This window comes from Streptomyces hundungensis (assembly GCF_003627815.1).
GTDB classification, from domain to species: domain Bacteria; phylum Actinomycetota; class Actinomycetes; order Streptomycetales; family Streptomycetaceae; genus Streptomyces; species Streptomyces hundungensis_A.
The window spans coordinates 1,142,422-1,158,007 of the sequence record NZ_CP032698.1 but is presented as its reverse complement, the minus strand read 5'-3'; the positions used below and the strand labels follow the sequence as shown (position 1 = coordinate 1,158,007).

At 72.7% G+C, this 15,586-nt stretch carries 12 protein-coding genes; 11 read left to right on the top strand and 1 reads right to left on the bottom strand.

Annotated elements, in window-relative coordinates; translation table 11 throughout:
• The first annotated feature begins 14 nt into the window (after positions 1-14).
• The 11 genes from DWB77_RS05230 (at position 15) to DWB77_RS05180 (ending at position 14,351) form a co-directional block, all read left to right on the top strand.
• Positions 15-629 carry a (2Fe-2S)-binding protein gene (locus DWB77_RS05230; RefSeq protein WP_120720119.1) on the top strand — a complete coding sequence of 205 codons (615 nt, stop codon included), beginning with the start codon at positions 15-17 and terminating at the stop codon, positions 627-629.
• Positions 626-1,612: an FAD binding domain-containing protein gene (locus tag DWB77_RS05225; RefSeq protein ID WP_120720118.1), complete on the top strand. Its 987-nt coding sequence runs from the start codon at positions 626-628 to the stop codon at positions 1,610-1,612. The genes DWB77_RS05230 and DWB77_RS05225 overlap by 4 nt, the downstream gene beginning before the upstream one ends.
• A 55-nt stretch (positions 1,613-1,667) precedes the next feature.
• A complete protein-coding gene (locus DWB77_RS05220) occupies positions 1,668-3,761 on the top strand; it encodes a xanthine dehydrogenase family protein molybdopterin-binding subunit (protein WP_120720117.1) in 2,094 nt (697 codons plus the stop codon).
• Positions 3,762-3,935: 174 nt separating this feature from the next.
• Positions 3,936-5,156 (top strand): PP2C family protein-serine/threonine phosphatase, encoded by a 1,221-nt coding sequence (locus DWB77_RS05215; RefSeq protein ID WP_120720116.1) that lies wholly within the window; start codon positions 3,936-3,938, stop codon positions 5,154-5,156.
• A gap of 112 nt (positions 5,157-5,268) precedes the next feature.
• Positions 5,269-5,913 (top strand): flavodoxin family protein, encoded by a 645-nt coding sequence (locus tag DWB77_RS05210; RefSeq protein ID WP_120720115.1) that lies wholly within the window; start codon positions 5,269-5,271, stop codon positions 5,911-5,913.
• A 171-nt stretch (positions 5,914-6,084) separates the two neighbouring features.
• Positions 6,085-6,663, top strand: coding sequence for a DUF4142 domain-containing protein (locus tag DWB77_RS05205; protein WP_162952440.1), 579 nt, complete (start codon positions 6,085-6,087; stop codon positions 6,661-6,663).
• Positions 6,664-6,912: 249 nt separating this feature from the next.
• On the top strand, positions 6,913-7,713 hold the full coding sequence (locus DWB77_RS05200; RefSeq protein ID WP_120720113.1) for a SigB/SigF/SigG family RNA polymerase sigma factor: 801 nt from the start codon (positions 6,913-6,915) through the stop codon (positions 7,711-7,713).
• A 627-nt stretch (positions 7,714-8,340) separates the two neighbouring features.
• Complete coding sequence (locus DWB77_RS05195) at positions 8,341-9,624, top strand: MFS transporter (RefSeq protein ID WP_120720112.1); 1,284 nt, start codon at positions 8,341-8,343, stop codon at positions 9,622-9,624.
• Positions 9,621-11,498 carry a S9 family peptidase gene (locus DWB77_RS05190; RefSeq protein WP_120720111.1) on the top strand — a complete coding sequence of 626 codons (1,878 nt, stop codon included), beginning with the start codon at positions 9,621-9,623 and terminating at the stop codon, positions 11,496-11,498. The genes DWB77_RS05195 and DWB77_RS05190 overlap by 4 nt, the downstream gene beginning before the upstream one ends.
• A 203-nt stretch (positions 11,499-11,701) precedes the next feature.
• A complete protein-coding gene (locus DWB77_RS05185) occupies positions 11,702-13,636 on the top strand; it encodes a RiPP maturation radical SAM C-methyltransferase (protein WP_120720110.1) in 1,935 nt (644 codons plus the stop codon).
• Between the two features lie 37 nt (positions 13,637-13,673).
• A complete protein-coding gene (locus DWB77_RS05180) occupies positions 13,674-14,351 on the top strand; it encodes a DUF5825 family protein (RefSeq protein ID WP_120720109.1) in 678 nt (225 codons plus the stop codon).
• Positions 14,352-14,414: 63 nt separating this feature from the next.
• On the opposite strand, the gene DWB77_RS05175 is transcribed toward DWB77_RS05180, so the two are convergent.
• Positions 14,415-15,485: a YihY/virulence factor BrkB family protein gene (locus DWB77_RS05175; protein ID WP_120727380.1), complete on the bottom strand. Its 1,071-nt coding sequence runs from the start codon at positions 15,483-15,485 to the stop codon at positions 14,415-14,417.
• Positions 15,486-15,586: the final 101 nt, after the last annotated feature.

Genomic DNA, 15,586 nt, shown 5'->3' with positions numbered 1-15,586 from the left:
GAGACAGAGGAACGATGGAAAGCAGCGAGGGGCCCCGCAGCGGCCCCGGGACGGCGGTGCGATACGCGCCCTGGCCCCGCCCCAAGGACTCCCCCTCCGGCGCCACCGGATCGCAGGTGACCCTGCGCGTGAACGGCGCCTCCCACGCGGTCGAGGTCGACCACCGCACCACCTTGCTCGACCTCTTGCGTGAGCGGCTCGCCCTGACGGGCTCCAAGAAGGGCTGCGATCACGGCCAGTGCGGGGCGTGCACGGTGCTGGTGGACGGCCGGCGTGCCAACAGTTGTCTCCTTCTCGCCGTCGCGATGGACGGCTGCGACGTCGTGACCGTCGAGGGACTGGCGGAGACGGACGGCACGAACGGCGACCTCCACCCGCTCCAGCGCGCCTTCCTGGAACGCGACGCCTTCCAGTGCGGCTACTGCACGCCGGGCCAGTTGTGCTCGGCCGTCGGCATGCTGGCCGAGGCCGAGTCCGGCGAGCCGTCCGTGGTCACCGAGCCGGAGCGGGCGCCCGGCGGCCCGGTGCCGCTGACCGACGAGGAGATCCGCGAACGGCTCAGCGGCAACCTGTGCCGGTGCGGCGCCTATCCGCACATCGTCGAGGCGGTGCGGGACGTGATCACGTGAAGCCCGTGTCCTACCTCCGCGCGCACAGCGTGGAAGAGGCCGCGGCAGCCCACGGCGGCCGCGACGAAGCCCGCTATCTCGGCGGCGGCACCAACCTGGTCGACCTGATGAAGCTAGGCGTGGAACGCCCCGAGGTCCTCGTCGACATCACCCGCCTCCCCCTGGACCAGGTGGAGGAACGCCCCGACGGCACGCTGCGCATCGGGGCGACCGTACGCAACAGCGACCTCGCCGCCCACCCCCTGATCCGCGAGCGCCACCCCCTGCTCTCGCAGGCCGTCCTCAGCGGCGCCTCCGGCCAGCTGCGCAACATGGCCACCACCGGCGGAAACCTCCTCCAGCGCACCCGCTGCCCCTACTTCCAGGACCTGGCGCAACCCTGCAACAAACGGGTGCCGGGAAGCGGTTGCGCGGCGATCGACGGCCTCAACCACGACCACGCCGTCCTCGGCCACTCGCCGCACTGCGTGGCCACCCACCCCTCGGACCTGTGCGTGGCGCTCGCGGCGAGCGACGCCGTCGTGGAACTGGCCGGACCCGGAGGCGGCAGGACCGTCCCCGTGACCGAGTTCCACCGGCTGCCCGGCGACCACCCCGAACAGGACACCGTGATCCGCCCCGGGGAACTGATCACCGGCGTCCTGGTGCCTCCGCTCCCCGACGGAGCCGTCTCCCGCTACCGCAAGGTGCGCGAACGGGCCTCGTACGCCTTCGCCCTCGCCTCCGTGGCCGCGGTGCTCCACATGGAGGACGGCGAGATCCGGCACGCCGGCATCGCCTTCGGCGGCCTCGCCCACCGGCCCTGGCGCGCCCGGCGCACCGAGGCCGCGCTCCTGGGCACCCGGCCGAGCCCCGAGGCCTTCGCGGACGCGGTGCGGGCCGAGCTCGACGAGGCCGTACCCCTGCGGGACAACGCCTACAAGGTGACGCTCGCCCGCGACCTGGCCACCCATGTGCTGGGCTCGCTGACCACTTCGGCCTGACCGCCGCCGCCTCCGACGAGGCCCGCCCCCTGACCCGTCCGGGAGGAGAACCGCCATGGCTTCGCAAGCGAACGCGCTCGGCGCACCCATTGAACGCCGCGAGGGCCACGCGAAAGTGACCGGCGAGGCGCTGTACGCCACCGAGTACACACCGCCGGGGTGCGTCCACGCCTGGCCGGTCACGGCCACCGTCGCGCGAGGCCGGGTCAGCTCGCTCGACACCGCGGCCGCGCTCGACCTGCCCGGTGTGCTCGCCGTCCTCACCCCCGACACCGCGCCCCGGCTCGCCGAATCCGACGACCCGACGCTCGCCGTCCTCCAGGACTTCCGGGTCCCGCACCACGGATGGCCCATCGCCCTGGTGGTCGCCGAGACCCTGGAGGCGGCGCGCGCCGCGGCGCAGGCCGTGCGCGTCACGTACGAGACCGAGCCGCACGCCGCCGTCCTCGACGACCATCTGGCGGACGCCTACCGCCCCGAGGAGGCCAACGGCGGCCACCCCGCGGAACGCCGACAGGGCGACCCGGAAGCCGCCTTCGCCGCCGCGCCCGTCACCGTCGACGTGCGCTACCGGGTGCCCCCTTTGCACAACCACCCGATGGAGCCGCACGGGGCGACCGCCCGCTGGCACGACGGCCGCCTCACGGCGTACGACACCAGCCAGGGCGCCGACACCGTACGCGCCGTCCTGGCCGGGCTGTTCAAGCTGGACGAGGACCGGGTCACGGTCGTCAGCGAGCACGTGGGCGGCGGCTTCGGCTCCAAGGGCACGCCCAGGCCGCACGTCGTGCTCGCCGCCATGGCCTCCCTGCACACCGGGCGGCCCGTCAAACTCGCCCTCGCCAGGCGGCTGTTGCCCGAGCTGGTCGGCCATCGCGCGCCCACCGACCACCGGTTGCGGCTCGGCGCCCAACCGGACGGCACCCTCCTCTCCGTGATCCACGAGGTCACCACCCATACCTCGCGGGTCAAGGAGTTCGTCGAGCAGGCGGCCGTGCCCGCCCGCGTCATGTACGCCGGCGGGAGCATCCTCACCTCGCACCGGGTCGCCGCCCTGGACGTCCCCACGCCCTCCTGGATGCGCGCGCCCGGAGAGGCACCGGGCATGTACGCGCTGGAGTCCGCGGTCGACGAACTCGCCGACGCCCTCGGCATGGACCCCATCGAGCTCAGGATCCGCAACGAACCGGATCAAGAGCCGGACAGCGGGCGGCCGTTCAGCAGCCGCCACCTCGTGGAGTGCCTGCGCGAGGGAGCCGAGCGGTTCGGCTGGGCGGAGCGCGACCCCCGGCCGGGAAGGCGCCGTTCGGGCCACCAGCTCCTGGGCACCGGGGTGGCCGCCGCCACCTATCCGGTCCTCGTCTCGCCCAGCCGCGCCACCGTCACCGCCCACCCCGACGGGCTCCATGTGGTGCGGGTGAACGCCACCGACATCGGAACCGGGGCCCGTACCGTCCTCGCTCAGGTCGCGGCGCAGGCGCTCGGCGTCGGCGTGGAGGCGGTCCGCACCGAGATCGGCACCACGGGCCTGCCCCGGGCACCGCTCGCCGGCGGCTCCTCCGGCACCGCCTCCTGGGGCTGGGCCGTACACGAGGCGTGCCGCTCGCTCTCACGCCAACTCCAGGAGCGCACCGGCCCGTTGCCGCCCGAGGGCCTCACGGCCTCCGCCGACACCGAGGGCTCGGCCGACGCGGAGTCCCCGTACGCCCGGCACGCCTTCGGCGCCCACTTCGCGGAGGTGGCGGTCGACACGGACACCGGTGAGGTACGGGTGCGGCGGCTGCTCGGCGTGTACGCGGCCGGGCGGATCCTCAACGCGCGGACCGCCAGGTCCCAGTTCATCGGCGGCATGGTGATGGGACTCGGCATGGCGCTCACCGAGCGCGGCAGCCTGGATCCGGCGTCCGGCGCGTTCCTCGGCAACGACCTCGCGGGCTACCACGTGCCCGCGCACGCCGACGTCCCCGCCATCGAGGCGCACTGGATCGACGAGAAGGACGACCACCTCAACCCGATGGGCAGCAAGGGCATCGGCGAGATCGGCATCGTCGGCACGGCCGCCGCCATCGGCAACGCGGTCCACCACGCCACGGGCGTGCGCCATCGGGAACTCCCGCTCACCCCCGACCGCGTACACGGCGGGCCCTGACCGAAGGGCCCGGCGTTCCCCGGATGGCCGAGATGCCCGAAGCCGGCCCGCGGCGCCGGTCCCGCACGGGCCACCGGGCCGCCCGGGCTCCCCCTCGGCCGGCCGGGGCCCCTCGCGACAGGCGGGACGGGGAGCGGGGTGTTTGACTGCCTGACAAGAGGGAGGTGGTCGGCCATGAGCGGGCACCACGCCGGGCAGGCCGGTGGCGGGGAGCGTCTCCTGGAGGAGCTGCTCGCGCAGGCCCACAGCGCCTCGCCGATGGGACTACCGGTACTGGTCAACCGCTGCGCCGAGGCGCTGGGCCTGGGCGAGGTCGTCATCTATCTGACCGACCTCCAGCAGCGCCGACTGGTCGCCCTCACCGACGGGCTGCCGGCCCTGGACATCGACGAGACCGTCGCCGGCTGGTGCTACCGGACCGTTTCGCTGCGGGTGGAGGACGTGGACACCGGCGTCCTGTGTCTGTGGCTGCCCGTGGTCGACGGAGCCGAACGGCTCGGCGTGATGGGCGTACGGACCTGCTCCACGGACACCGTACGGCTGCGCCGCTGCCGGATGCTGACCGGGATCGTGGCGATGGCCATCACCTCCAAGCGCGCCTACAGCGACAGCTTCGCCCGCCGGGCCCGCGTCGAACGCATGCAGCTCCCCGCCGAGATGCTGCGGGCCTTCCTGCCGCCGCGCACCATCGGCAACGACCACGTCGTCTCCACCGCGGTCCTCGAACCCGCCTATGAGATCGGCGGCGACGCCTTCGACCACTCGCTCACCCAGTCCACCCTGCACGCGGCGATCCTCGACGCGATGGGCCACGACCTGGCCTCGGGCCTGACGACCTCGGTCGCCCTGGCCGGATGCCGTAACGCGCGGCGGGCCGGGCTCGGCCTGATCGACCTCGTCGAGACCATCGACCAGGCGCTCGCCCAGTGGTTGCCCGACAAGTACTGCACCGGCATCCTCACCCAACTCGACCTGGATTCGGGGACGTTCCGCTGGTGCAACTGCGGACATCCGCCGCCCGTGCTGATCCGGGACGGGGGAGTGGTGCACGGGGCCCTCGAACGGACCGCCCAGCCGCCGATGGGCCTGCCGGCCCGGTTCAGCGACGAGCCCAGAGCCGTCCACGAGGTGGTTCTGGAGCCCGGTGACCGCGTGCTGCTCTACACCGACGGCGTCACCGAGGCGCGCACCGCGGGCGGCAAGGAGTTCGGCATGGAGCGCTTCACGGACTCCATCATCCTGGCCACCGCCGCGGGCGAACTGGCCGCCGAGTCACTGCGCCGCCTCATCCACGCCATCCTCGACGGCGAGGCCAGCGACCTGCGGGACGACGCCACCATGCTCCTCATCGAATGGTGGCCCCCCACCACCAAGCCCACCCCGCGCAGGGGGTGAACCCCGGCTGCTGGGCCCGGGGATCGCTCGTGTCAGCGGCAGGCCGTTCGAGCGAAATATCCTGTATGTACCACAGTGATAGGAACGCGGGAGCCGGGGAACAGGCATCCGTATGGATACGACTCAGACCCAGGCCAACGCCTCGACCCGCGTACCGCTGCGTGCCGTCGCGCTCGTGTGCACCCTCTCCCCGTCCCCCGCCCCATCCAGCTCCCAGCTCCTCGCCGAGCAGACGATGGCCGCGCTCGCCGATCACGGCGTGAGCGGCAAGGTGATCCGCGTGGTGGACCACGACGTCAAGCCGGGCATCTCGACGGACCTGGGGGACGGCGACGCCTGGCCGGAGATCCGCGACCACGTCCTGGGCGCGGACATCCTCGTCATCTCGACGCCGATCTGGCTCGGCCACCCCTCCAGCGTCGCCCAGAAGGTCATGGAGCGTCTGAACGCCGAGTTGTCCGAACAGGACGACCAGGGACGGCCGTTGATGTACGGCAAGGTCGCCGCGGTGTGCGTGGTGGGCAACGAGGACGGCGCGCACAAGGTGAGCGCCGACATCTTCCAGGGCCTCAACGACATCGGCTTCTCCCTCGCGCCGGGAGCCGTCACCTACTGGGTCGGCGAGGCCATGCAGAAGACCGACTACCTCGACCTGGACTCGACGCCCAAGTCCACGGCCGAGACCACCGTCGCCCTCGCCGCGAACGTCAGCCACTTGGCCCGGCGCCTCAAGGACGCCCCCTACCCGGCCCCCTGAGCGGGCGGGCCCGGGCGCCGCACGGCGATGGTGACGGACGGTGATCTGGAGAGGCGGGCGTCGGGGAGCCGACCTAGGATGACTCGGGTCGGGCCCTGCCCGGACAGGCGTTGACGCGCGGTCCGGATGCCGAAGCGGCCCTCATCCGATCCACGCACCCGTGGAGGTCCCATGCGAATCACCCACACCTGCGCGACAGCGGCCGCCGCCGTGGCGCTCGCCCTCACCGGAACGACCGCGGCGTTCGGCGCGGCCGGCCCCGCCACCAACCCGGACGCGGCCTTCCTCCAGGCGGTCCACCAGTCCAACCTGACCGAGATCGCCGCGGGCAAGGATGCCCGCGCACACGCCAAGAGCGACTGCGTCAAACAGGTCGCCGACGTCCTCGTGCGTGACCACACCGCGCTGGACGCCAAGGGCGCCGCCCTGGCCAAGACCAAGAACATCTCCATGCCGAAGGAGCCCAGCGCCGCGCAACAGCGCCAGCTCGCCGCGCTGAAGCCGATGAACGGCACGGCCGCCTATGACAGCGCCTGGCTGAAGGCGATGAGCAGCGGCCATCGAGAGGCGCTCACGCTGATCGACAAGGAGCTGAACTCCGGCAAGGACAAGGACATCCAGGCCGCCGCCAAGGCGGCCCGGCCGATCGTGGCCTCGCACCTGGACATGGTGAAGGACGGCGTCTGTCACGCCTCGCCGCCGAGCAGCAGCGCGTCGCCCCACAGCTCCAGCAGCCCGTCGCCCAAGTAGCGCCGGCGTCGGCTCTGCTTCGCGCGTCCCCTCACCCTTCGTGGGTGGGGGGACGCGTCGGTGTCGGCCCGGGCGCCACTGGGCCGTTTGGGTGGTGAAGGTCAGGGCAGGCGCGCTGTGTGCTTCGGAACGGAGGCACGCCCGCATGGCCGTTCTTCCGGCCCGGGGCGTGCCGTGTCCGGGTGCGTCGTCGGGGTGGGGCCCTGTGGGGGCCGTGACAGTCCGACCCGACGCCCGAGGAGTTCCGCCATGCCCACCCCCGGCCGCACGCGTACGAGGAACCACGACGACGCCCCCGACACGGTGGAGGCCTTCGCGCGTCTGACGACGCTCGAACCGGGTCCGGCGCACGACGCCCTGCGGGACGACCTCGTGGCGCAGTGGCTCCCCATGGCCCGGCGGCTCGCGGGCCGCTACCGCAACCGCGGCGCCGAGCTCGAAGACCTCCACCAGGTCGCCGCGATGGGTCTCGTCAAGGCCGTCGACCGCTACGAGGCCGCGCGCGGCGCGTTCGAGGCGTACGCGATCCCGACCATCGACGGCGAACTGAAGCGGCACTTCCGCGACCACCTGTGGGCGGTCCATGTCCCGCGCCGGGTACAGCAGTTGCGCAACAAGGTGCGGGTCGCCCGCCGCGATCTCCAGGACGTCCGGCCGGGCGAGCCCACGATCGCCGACCTCGCCGCCCGGTGCGGGCTCGACGAACAGGACGTCCGTGAGGGCCTCGAAGCGCTGGAGTCCTACCGCAGCCTGTCGCTCGACGTCGAGTCCCGGGGCGGCGACGGTGACGGGCCGGCCCTGGCCGACACCCTCGGCACACCCGAGCGGGGATTCGACACGGTCGTGGATCGCGAGTCGGTCAAGCCCGCCCTGCGCGCCCTCCCGGAACGCGAGTGCCGCATCCTGCACATGCGGTTCTTCCAGGACATGACGCAGCATCAGATCGCCGCGGAACTCGGGATCTCCCAGATGCACGTCTCGCGTCTGCTGAGCAGCACCTGCACCCGTATCCGGAACCAGGCACTCGCTGAATATCGCCACGCCGCCTGACCCGTCAACTGCGCTGTGGAAGGGCGGTAGTTGACCGAACAGGAGCCTCCTTCGAGGGCTCGTTCGCCCCCGGCGCGGCGATCCGGTGCGTACGTTTTTGGCCAATGAGCGCACCGGAGGGAACCGTTCCGCTCACGCCCGCTCCCAGGGCCCGCCGCGAGGACGCCCGAGCCGGGGCGGGCGGTTGTCGTGAGCCGCCGGCCCGGGCCCTGCCGGTGCCTGGGAACACCGGCAGGTTCGCCGCCGGGAAGGCGCATATGCCGGACGTGCTGCGCGAACTGCCGCGCGCGGGACCGATGTTCGCCGCTGCGAAGCGGAGGCGGGGGAGCGGCGGGGGTATCCGGCGGTCGGCGGTGGTCCCGCTCCTTTTCCCTTTCGTCCCGGGCGGGGCCGGGGGCGGATCGGGGCCGTCCCGGGGAGCGGGCAATCGGTTTCTTTGCCTGGCCCTTACGGAGTTCGATTCCGGCCTCGATGGCGGAACCCTTGTGAGCCGAGCGGGCGCCTGGTTAGGCTCCCGCTCGTTTCGATTCCTGCACATATTCTTCGCAACTTGACCAACTGTGGGGTGGCTGTGCGTGAACCGGAGTCCCTGGGCCTTCCAGGGACCTCTGTAGGGGCGGCGCTCTGATGGCCCCCGGCACCACGGCCGCCGACCGACGGGCGGCCCGACGGCCGATCTCCCGGGACGTCCGGCTGTTCTGGTGCGCGAGCGCCGGTGACGCCCTCGGCTCCCAGGCGTCCGGCGTCGTCCTGCCCCTGCTGCTCCTCGGGCTCGGCCACTCGGCGGCGACCGTCGGCCTGATCGCGGGGGTGTCCACGGCGGCCGGGCTGCTGCTCGCCCCGATCGCGGCCGTCCCCGCCGACCGGGGCGCGCGCAAACCCGTGATGTTCTGGTCCGCGACCGTCTCGGCACTCGCCATGGCCGGCCTTGCGGCCGCCGTGACCCGGGGGAACCCGCCGCTCGCGCTGCTGCTCGGGACGGTCCTGGTGGAACGGTTCTCCACCGCGGTGTACGAGGCCGCCGCCGCCGGCACCGTGGCGATGATCGCCCCGCCCGCCGACTGCCCCCGCGTGGTGGCCGGGCTTTCGGCCGGGGACCAGGGCGCACTGATCCTGGGCCCGGCCCTCGGCGGCGCGCTCTACCAGGCGTCCCGCGCCCTGCCCTTCCTCGCGGACGCGGTGTCGTACGCCGTAGCCGCCGGATGCGTACGGGCGTTGAGCTCCGACCTGAGGCCGCGGCACGGCACGGCCCCGAAGGACGGCGCCGCCCCCGATGCGGATCCCGCGCCCCGGACCGGCCCCGCGCGCCGGATGTGGGACGAGTTGGGGGCCGGGCTCGCCCTGGTCCGCACCTCGCCCTTCCTCCGGCTCGCCCTGACCTGGACCGCCACCGTCAACGGGGTGATCGTCGCGCTCTATTACGGCGCGGTGTTCACCCTCCAGAAGGGCGGCCACGGCGGCGCACCGATGGGCCTGGTGCTCGCGCTCTCCGGCGCCGCGGGTCTCATCGGGTCGCTGGCCGCGCCGCGTGTCGTGGGCCGGATCGGCGCGGCGCGGCTGCTGGTGACGGTGTCCTGGCTGCTCGTTCCGCTCGCCGCCGGGCTCGCCACCGCCGAGGGCCCTTGGACGTACGGCGCGCTGTTCGGGGTGTTCTGCCTGCTGATGCCGCTGGTCGCCGTCGTGCTCCAGTCCCGCGCCCTCCAGGAGACCCCGCCCGCCCTCCAGGCCCGCACGGGCGCGGTGCTGGCGAGCGCGGTGGGCGGTTCGGCGGCGCTGGCGCCGGTCCTGGCCGGGGTGTTCGTGACCCGCGCCGGGACGGCCGCGCCCGCCGCGGTCTGCGCCGCCCTGCTCGTGGCGCTGGCCTGGCGGACCACCGTCGTACGCGGCCGGCTGACGGGGGCGACCGCATGACCAGGAGCTACCAGGTCTACCGCGCGGCGCTGCCCGAGGTGTGCGCCGGTGAACCCACCAAGATGGTGTTCACCGCCGACGCCGACGGCCGCTGCGAAGTGTTCACCTGGGACGCCAGCACGCGCCGGGCCCGTCAGGTCACCGACCGCCCGCACGGCACCCTGCACGGCGCGATCGACCGGGACGCACGGGTGTGGTGGTTCGACGAGGACGCCAACGGCGTCGGGCGCTGGCGGTACCAGCCCTTCGACGGCGGACCGGACGCACCGGGCCTGCTCGGTGTGGCCGAGGGCGAGCCGCGTGGCCTCGCCGTCGGTGCCGGCGGCCGCGTCGCGATGGGGCTCGGCGACACCCGGTCGACCACCGTCCACGTGGGTCCGCGCGGTGGCGCCGCCCGCGAAGTGACGCGCGTCGACGGGCACGCCACCCTGTCCGGGACCACCCCCGACGGCCGCCTCCTCGCGCTCAGCGGCGCCGCGGGATCGGCGTGGGCCGTGACCGTCCTCGCCGACGACGGCGCCGTATGCGCGGTGCTACCCGGGGACGGCCCCGAAGGGCGGCTCTGGTCGCTGGGGTTCGCCCCCGTCGCCGACCGCGTCGAACTCCTCCTCGTGCGCGAGACCAACGACCAATATCTGCTGGCCAGTTGGAGCCCCGACAGGGGAGTGGTCACGCACTCCTGGTGCGGCTTCGACACCGAGATCACCGCCCGCTGGCACCCCGACGGCCGCTCGCTCCTGGTGCGCCAGGACCGGCACGGGCGCAGCGGCCTGCACCGCGTGCACCTGACGGAGGGCACCGTCGAGCCCGTACCGACACCGCGCGGAACCCTTCTCGACGCGGCGCCGCGCACCGGATCCGATGTGCACTTCCTGTGGACGGACACGGCGACACCGCCCCGCATGGTCTCCACCGCCGGCATCGAGCTGCCTCCCACCCACGAGCTGCCCGAGCGGGTGCCCGGCGAGCACCGGGACCTGTGGACCCCCGGACCCGACGGCCCGGTGCACTCGCTGATCAGCCTGCCCGAAGGGCGGCGGGGCGCGGTGCCCGCGGTGTTCCTGGTGCACGGCGGCCCCGCCGACCACGACCGGGACGCCTACGACGGGGTGGTCCACTCGCTGGTCGCCTCCGGCTTCGCCGTCGTCCGCGTCAACTACCGCGGCTCCACCGGGTACGGGCCGCGCTGGCGGCGGGCGTTCGGCGAGGGCGTCGGGCTCACCCAGGTCGCCGACCTCGTCGCGGTCCGCGCCGACCTCGTCGACCGCGGGGTGGTCCGCGCGGACGCGACCGGACTGTGGGGCACCTCCTGGGGCGGCTATCTGGTCCTGCTCGCCCTCGGCGTCCACCCCGGCGTGTGGCAGGCGGGCGTCGCCGTCAAGCCCGTCGCGGACTGCGCGGCCGCCCACCGCACCACCACCGCGGCCCTGCGCGCCCTGGACGAGCGGCTGTTCGGCGGCACCCCCGAGGAGGTGCCCGAGCGGTACGCGCGGAGTTCGCCCCTGCGTTACGCGGCCGCCGTCGAGGCCCCCTTGCTCGTCGCCGCCGCGACCCGGGACGCCAAGTGCCCGCCCGGCCAGGTGCGCGACTACCTCGAAGCCCTTCGGCACGCGGGCGTACGCCACGAGTCGATGTGGCTGGACACCGGCCACGACGGCTACGAGGCCGACGACCACGTGGCCGTGCTGCGCCGGGCGGTGGTCTTCCTCGACCGCGAACTGCGGCGCGGGCGGCCCGGCACCACCACCCCCAGGACAACCCGCTCCGACCGGGGCGGGGAGACCGGACGGGTGCGCTCATCGGCGCCCGCCGGAACAGGCACCACCCACACAGAGAGGAGTTCCGGCCATGCAGAAGGACATCATCCACAATGACCCGCTCGCGGGTGACGAGGAAAACCGCAAGCCGAGCGTCGGCGTGACCATCAAGGTCCCGTTCCGTAACGCCGAGGACGGCGAAGAGGACTGATCCTTGCCGGCCGGCCCGGCGGTTCGCCGCCGGGCCGGCCGGCAAGACCCCCCAACTCCGGCCCCCCGGGCCCCACTCCCTACGTCTCCGCACATCCCGAGGAGCCGACATGCGTGTCCTGCTGGTCAATATGCCCTGGTCGCCCATAGACCTTCCCTCGCTGGCCCTGGGAATCCTCAAGCGCAGCGTGGACGAACGCGTGCCCGGCGCCACCGCCGAAGTACTGCACGCCAATCTCGAATTCACCGACTGGATCACCGAGCGCACCGAATTCACCGCCGACGACTACGAGTACTACGCGCTCTCCTCCTATTTCATGGGCTGCGGCGACTGGGTGTTCTCCTCCGCCCTCTACGACGACCCCGCCTGGCGCGACGAGGAGTTCGCGACTGCGATGAAGGGCAAACTCCGCAAGTCACGCCTTCGCATGTCGCAGGAACTGCACCGCCAGGTACCGGAGTTCGTGGCGATGATCGCCCAGAGGATCGTGGAGTACGCGCCCGACGTCGTCGGCTTCACCTCCACCTTCCAGCAGAACACCGCCGCCCTCGCCGCCGCCCAGCAGGTCAAACGGCTCGCCCCGCACATCGTGACCGTCATGGGCGGCGCCAACTGCGACGGCGAGCAGGGCGAGGCCGTCCACCGCAACTTCCCCTTCGTCGACCACGTCATCCGGGGCGAGGGCGAGTCCGCCTTCCCCCAGCTGGTGACCGCCCTCGCCGAAGGGGCCGGGCGCGACGTCCTGGACAAGGTGCCGGGCCTGTGCCACCGGGACGCCGACGGCGCGAGCATCGTCAACCCGATGGCCACGAGCCCCCTGCCGCCGGCCACGATCCTCGCCCCCGACTACAGCGGCTACTTCGAGCGCCTCGCCTCCTCCGTGGCCCGCAACTGGGTCGAGCCCAAGCTGGTGGTGGAGGGCGCGCGCGGCTGCTGGTGGGGGGAGAAGCACCACTGCACGTTCTGCGGCCTCAACGGCTCGTTCATGCAGTACCGCTCCAAGAGCCCGGACACCTTCTTCGAAGAGATCATGGAACTCGCCCGCCGCCACAGGGTCCTCGACATGTATCTCGTCGACAACATCCTCGACATGGGCTACCTCACCACCGTGCTGCCCCGCATCATGGAGAGCGGCTACGACCTGCGGATGCACATCGAGATCAAGGCCAACATGCGTCGCAGCCAACTGCGGACGCTCGCCGAGGCCGGACTGATCTACGTGCAGCCGGGCATCGAGAGCCTCAACAACCGGGTCCTGGACCTGATGGACAAGGGCGTCAGCGGCTGCCAGAACGTCCGCATGCTCCGCGACGGCGCCGAGACCGGCCTCTCCGTCGCCTGGAACTACCTCCACGGCTTCCCCGGCGAGACCGCCGAGGACTACGACCCCGTCATCGCGCAGATCCCCGCACTCGAACACCTCAACCCGCCGGTCGACCTGTCCGCGCGGATCGCGATCGAGCGGTTCAGCCCGTACTTCAACCGGCCCGAGCTCGGCTTCGACGGGCTGCGCCCCGAGGAGCACTACCGCTTCACCTACGACCTGCCCGAGTCGGAGCTCTACGATCTCGCCTACGTCTTCGAGGCGCCCCAGCGCGGCATCACCGAGCCCACCGTCACCGCCCTCAACGACGCCCTCGACGCCTGGAAGAAACACCACGCCGACGCCCGGCTCACCCACACCGACCTCGGCGACCGCATCGTCCTGGTGAGCAGGCGGCGCGCCTTCGACTGGCGCGCGATGGAACTGACCGACCCGTTCGAACTGGCCGTCTTCCGACTCCTCGACCAGCCCCACACGGCCACCGCGCTCACCCGCAAGGCGGCCGCCCGCGCCCAGGGCGCCGAGCGCGAGGAGAGCGCGGTCCAGCGCCTCCTCGACTCCTGGCTCGCGCTCGGCCTGGTCTTCACCGACGGCGGCCAGTACGTCCACATCGCGCCCTCGGCCGTCAACGAGGACCTGCTGCGCCTGGACTTCATGCGTCACGCGCAGGCCGCGCTCGACGCCGAACAGCCCGCCCGGCCGGAGCCGTTGAGCGTCTGAGCCGCGTGTCCGACACAGGAGCAGGAGGACTGGACCGATGAGCACCACCCTCACCACCACGACCGAGTCCCTCACGGTCGCCGCCTGGCGCGACTACGACCCCGAGGCGTGCGCGCTGCCCGGGATGTACCTCGGAGAGCGGGAACTGACCGGCCCCATGGGCGAGGAGAGCGACCGGCTGTGGGAGAGCGGCGCCCGCCGGGTACGGCTGCCCGAACCCATCGACCTCGGTGAACTCGACGCCCCCGGCGCGGCCGAGCGCGCCGTACGCGGTCTGAGCCTGGTGCGGGACCTGACCGCGCGGGCCGTCCTCGTCGAGTGGAGACTGCGCCTCGCCCCGACGGCCGCCGACGACGCCTGGCGCACCCTCAGCCACCTCCAGCCGCCGCAACGCCTGGAGGGCCCCGCCGACGCGACCGGCGCTCTGCGCCGCTGGCGCGAGGGCCACTACCTCTGCAAGTGCCTGTGGCGGCAGGGCCCGGGCTTCGTCCAGATCCGTGACCGCCGCTGGGGTGACCTGCGCCGCTTCACCGCCGACGAGCCGGAGTACCGCCAAACCATCGAGGCCCTCGCCTACGGAGCCCCGGCGGCCTCGGTACCCGCCTCCGTGCTGGCCGACTTCACGGGGGAACGCCTGGTCCTGGAGGTCGGCGAGCTCGCCTGGTGGCTGCCGTACCGGGTGAACCGCTGGATCCAGGAGGCCATGGCGATCTGAGTGCGGCCGCCCCAATTCCCTTGCTGCACAAGGGGGTTGGGGCGGCACCATCGGGGGTGCGACTCAGGCGCCGGGTCCGCCGTGGCGGCGCTTCACCTTGCGCCGCAGTTTGTCCGGCCACGTCCGGGTGTCGCGGGGCTGCACATAGGGCTCCTCGCCCTCGGGCAGTCCGTCGCTGATGGCGCGCTGACGGGCCAGCTCCGCGTCCAGCTCCAGACCGAGCAGGATCGCCAGGTTCGACAGCCACAGCCAGATCAGGAAGATGATGAGGCCCGCCAGCGTGCCGTACGTCTTGTTGTACGAGCCGAAGTTGGCCACGTACAGCGCGAAGCCGCCCGACGCCGCCAGCCACAGCAGGACCGCGAGCAGACTGCCCGGGCTCAGCCACCGCAGGCCCTGGCCATGGACGTTGGGGGCGCGCCAGAACAGCAAAGCCACCATGAGGACCACCAGGACCAGCAGCACCGGCCACTTCGCGATGTTCCACGTCATGACCGCGGCGCCGCCCACTCCGATCGCGTCCCCCGCGCGCTGCGCCAGGGGTCCCGTAAAGACCACGATCACCGCGCTGATCGCGAGCAGCACCATCAGCGTGACCGTCAACGCCAGCCGCAGCGGCGTCAGTTTCCACACCGGTCGGCCCTCCGGCAGGTCGTACACGGCGTTCGCGGCGCGGATGAACGCGGCGACATAGCTCGAAGCCGACCAGATCGAGGCGAGCAGGCTCACCACCGCGATCACCCCGCTGGTGCCGCCGTTGTCCTGCAACTGACGGACGGCGCTGTCGAGCAGATCGTGCACCGGGCCCGGCGTGAGATGGCCCAGGTTGTCCAGGAGCGACTGCGTCGCGCTCCTGCCGACGACGCCCAGCATCGACACCAGCACCAGCAGCGCGGGGAACAGGGACAGCACCCCGTAGTAGGTGAGCGCGGCCGCCCGGTCGGGAAGGTCGTCGTCGAGGAACTCGCGGCCGGTACGGCGCAGCACCGCCCCCCATGACCGGGCCGGAAGATCGGTGGGGGCGCCGGGTTCCTCCTCCGGCTCCGCCTCCGCCGTGTCCCGTGGCGCGGTGCCGGCCAGGTGGGAGCGGAATCGGGTCCAGTACGAACTCCGGGTGTGCGAGGTCTCTGTCATGAACACCGAGTCCCCTGGAAGACGCCGCTCACGCGCCCCAGGGCCCGACCACCGCTCGCCCGGCTCGGATGGGGGTGGCGTCACGGCCGCGGGGTAGGTTG

What these genes read in the sequence shown, in the direction of transcription:
- DWB77_RS05200 (WP_120720113.1), top strand. Translation starts at nt 6,913, where the DNA reads ATGCCCACCCCCGGCCGCACGCGTACGAGGAACCACGACGACGCCCCC.
- DWB77_RS05175 (WP_120727380.1), bottom strand. Translation starts at nt 15,485, where the DNA reads ATGACAGAGACCTCGCACACCCGGAGTTCGTACTGGACCCGATTCCGC.
- DWB77_RS05215 (WP_120720116.1), top strand. Translation starts at nt 3,936, where the DNA reads ATGAGCGGGCACCACGCCGGGCAGGCCGGTGGCGGGGAGCGTCTCCTG.
- DWB77_RS05210 (WP_120720115.1), top strand. Translation starts at nt 5,269, where the DNA reads ATGGATACGACTCAGACCCAGGCCAACGCCTCGACCCGCGTACCGCTG.
- DWB77_RS05195 (WP_120720112.1), top strand. Translation starts at nt 8,341, where the DNA reads ATGGCCCCCGGCACCACGGCCGCCGACCGACGGGCGGCCCGACGGCCG.
- DWB77_RS05190 (WP_120720111.1), top strand. Translation starts at nt 9,621, where the DNA reads ATGACCAGGAGCTACCAGGTCTACCGCGCGGCGCTGCCCGAGGTGTGC.
- DWB77_RS05185 (WP_120720110.1), top strand. Translation starts at nt 11,702, where the DNA reads ATGCGTGTCCTGCTGGTCAATATGCCCTGGTCGCCCATAGACCTTCCC.
- DWB77_RS05220 (WP_120720117.1), top strand. Translation starts at nt 1,668, where the DNA reads ATGGCTTCGCAAGCGAACGCGCTCGGCGCACCCATTGAACGCCGCGAG.
- DWB77_RS05230 (WP_120720119.1), top strand. Translation starts at nt 15, where the DNA reads ATGGAAAGCAGCGAGGGGCCCCGCAGCGGCCCCGGGACGGCGGTGCGA.
- DWB77_RS05180 (WP_120720109.1), top strand. Translation starts at nt 13,674, where the DNA reads ATGAGCACCACCCTCACCACCACGACCGAGTCCCTCACGGTCGCCGCC.
- DWB77_RS05205 (WP_162952440.1), top strand. Translation starts at nt 6,085, where the DNA reads ATGCGAATCACCCACACCTGCGCGACAGCGGCCGCCGCCGTGGCGCTC.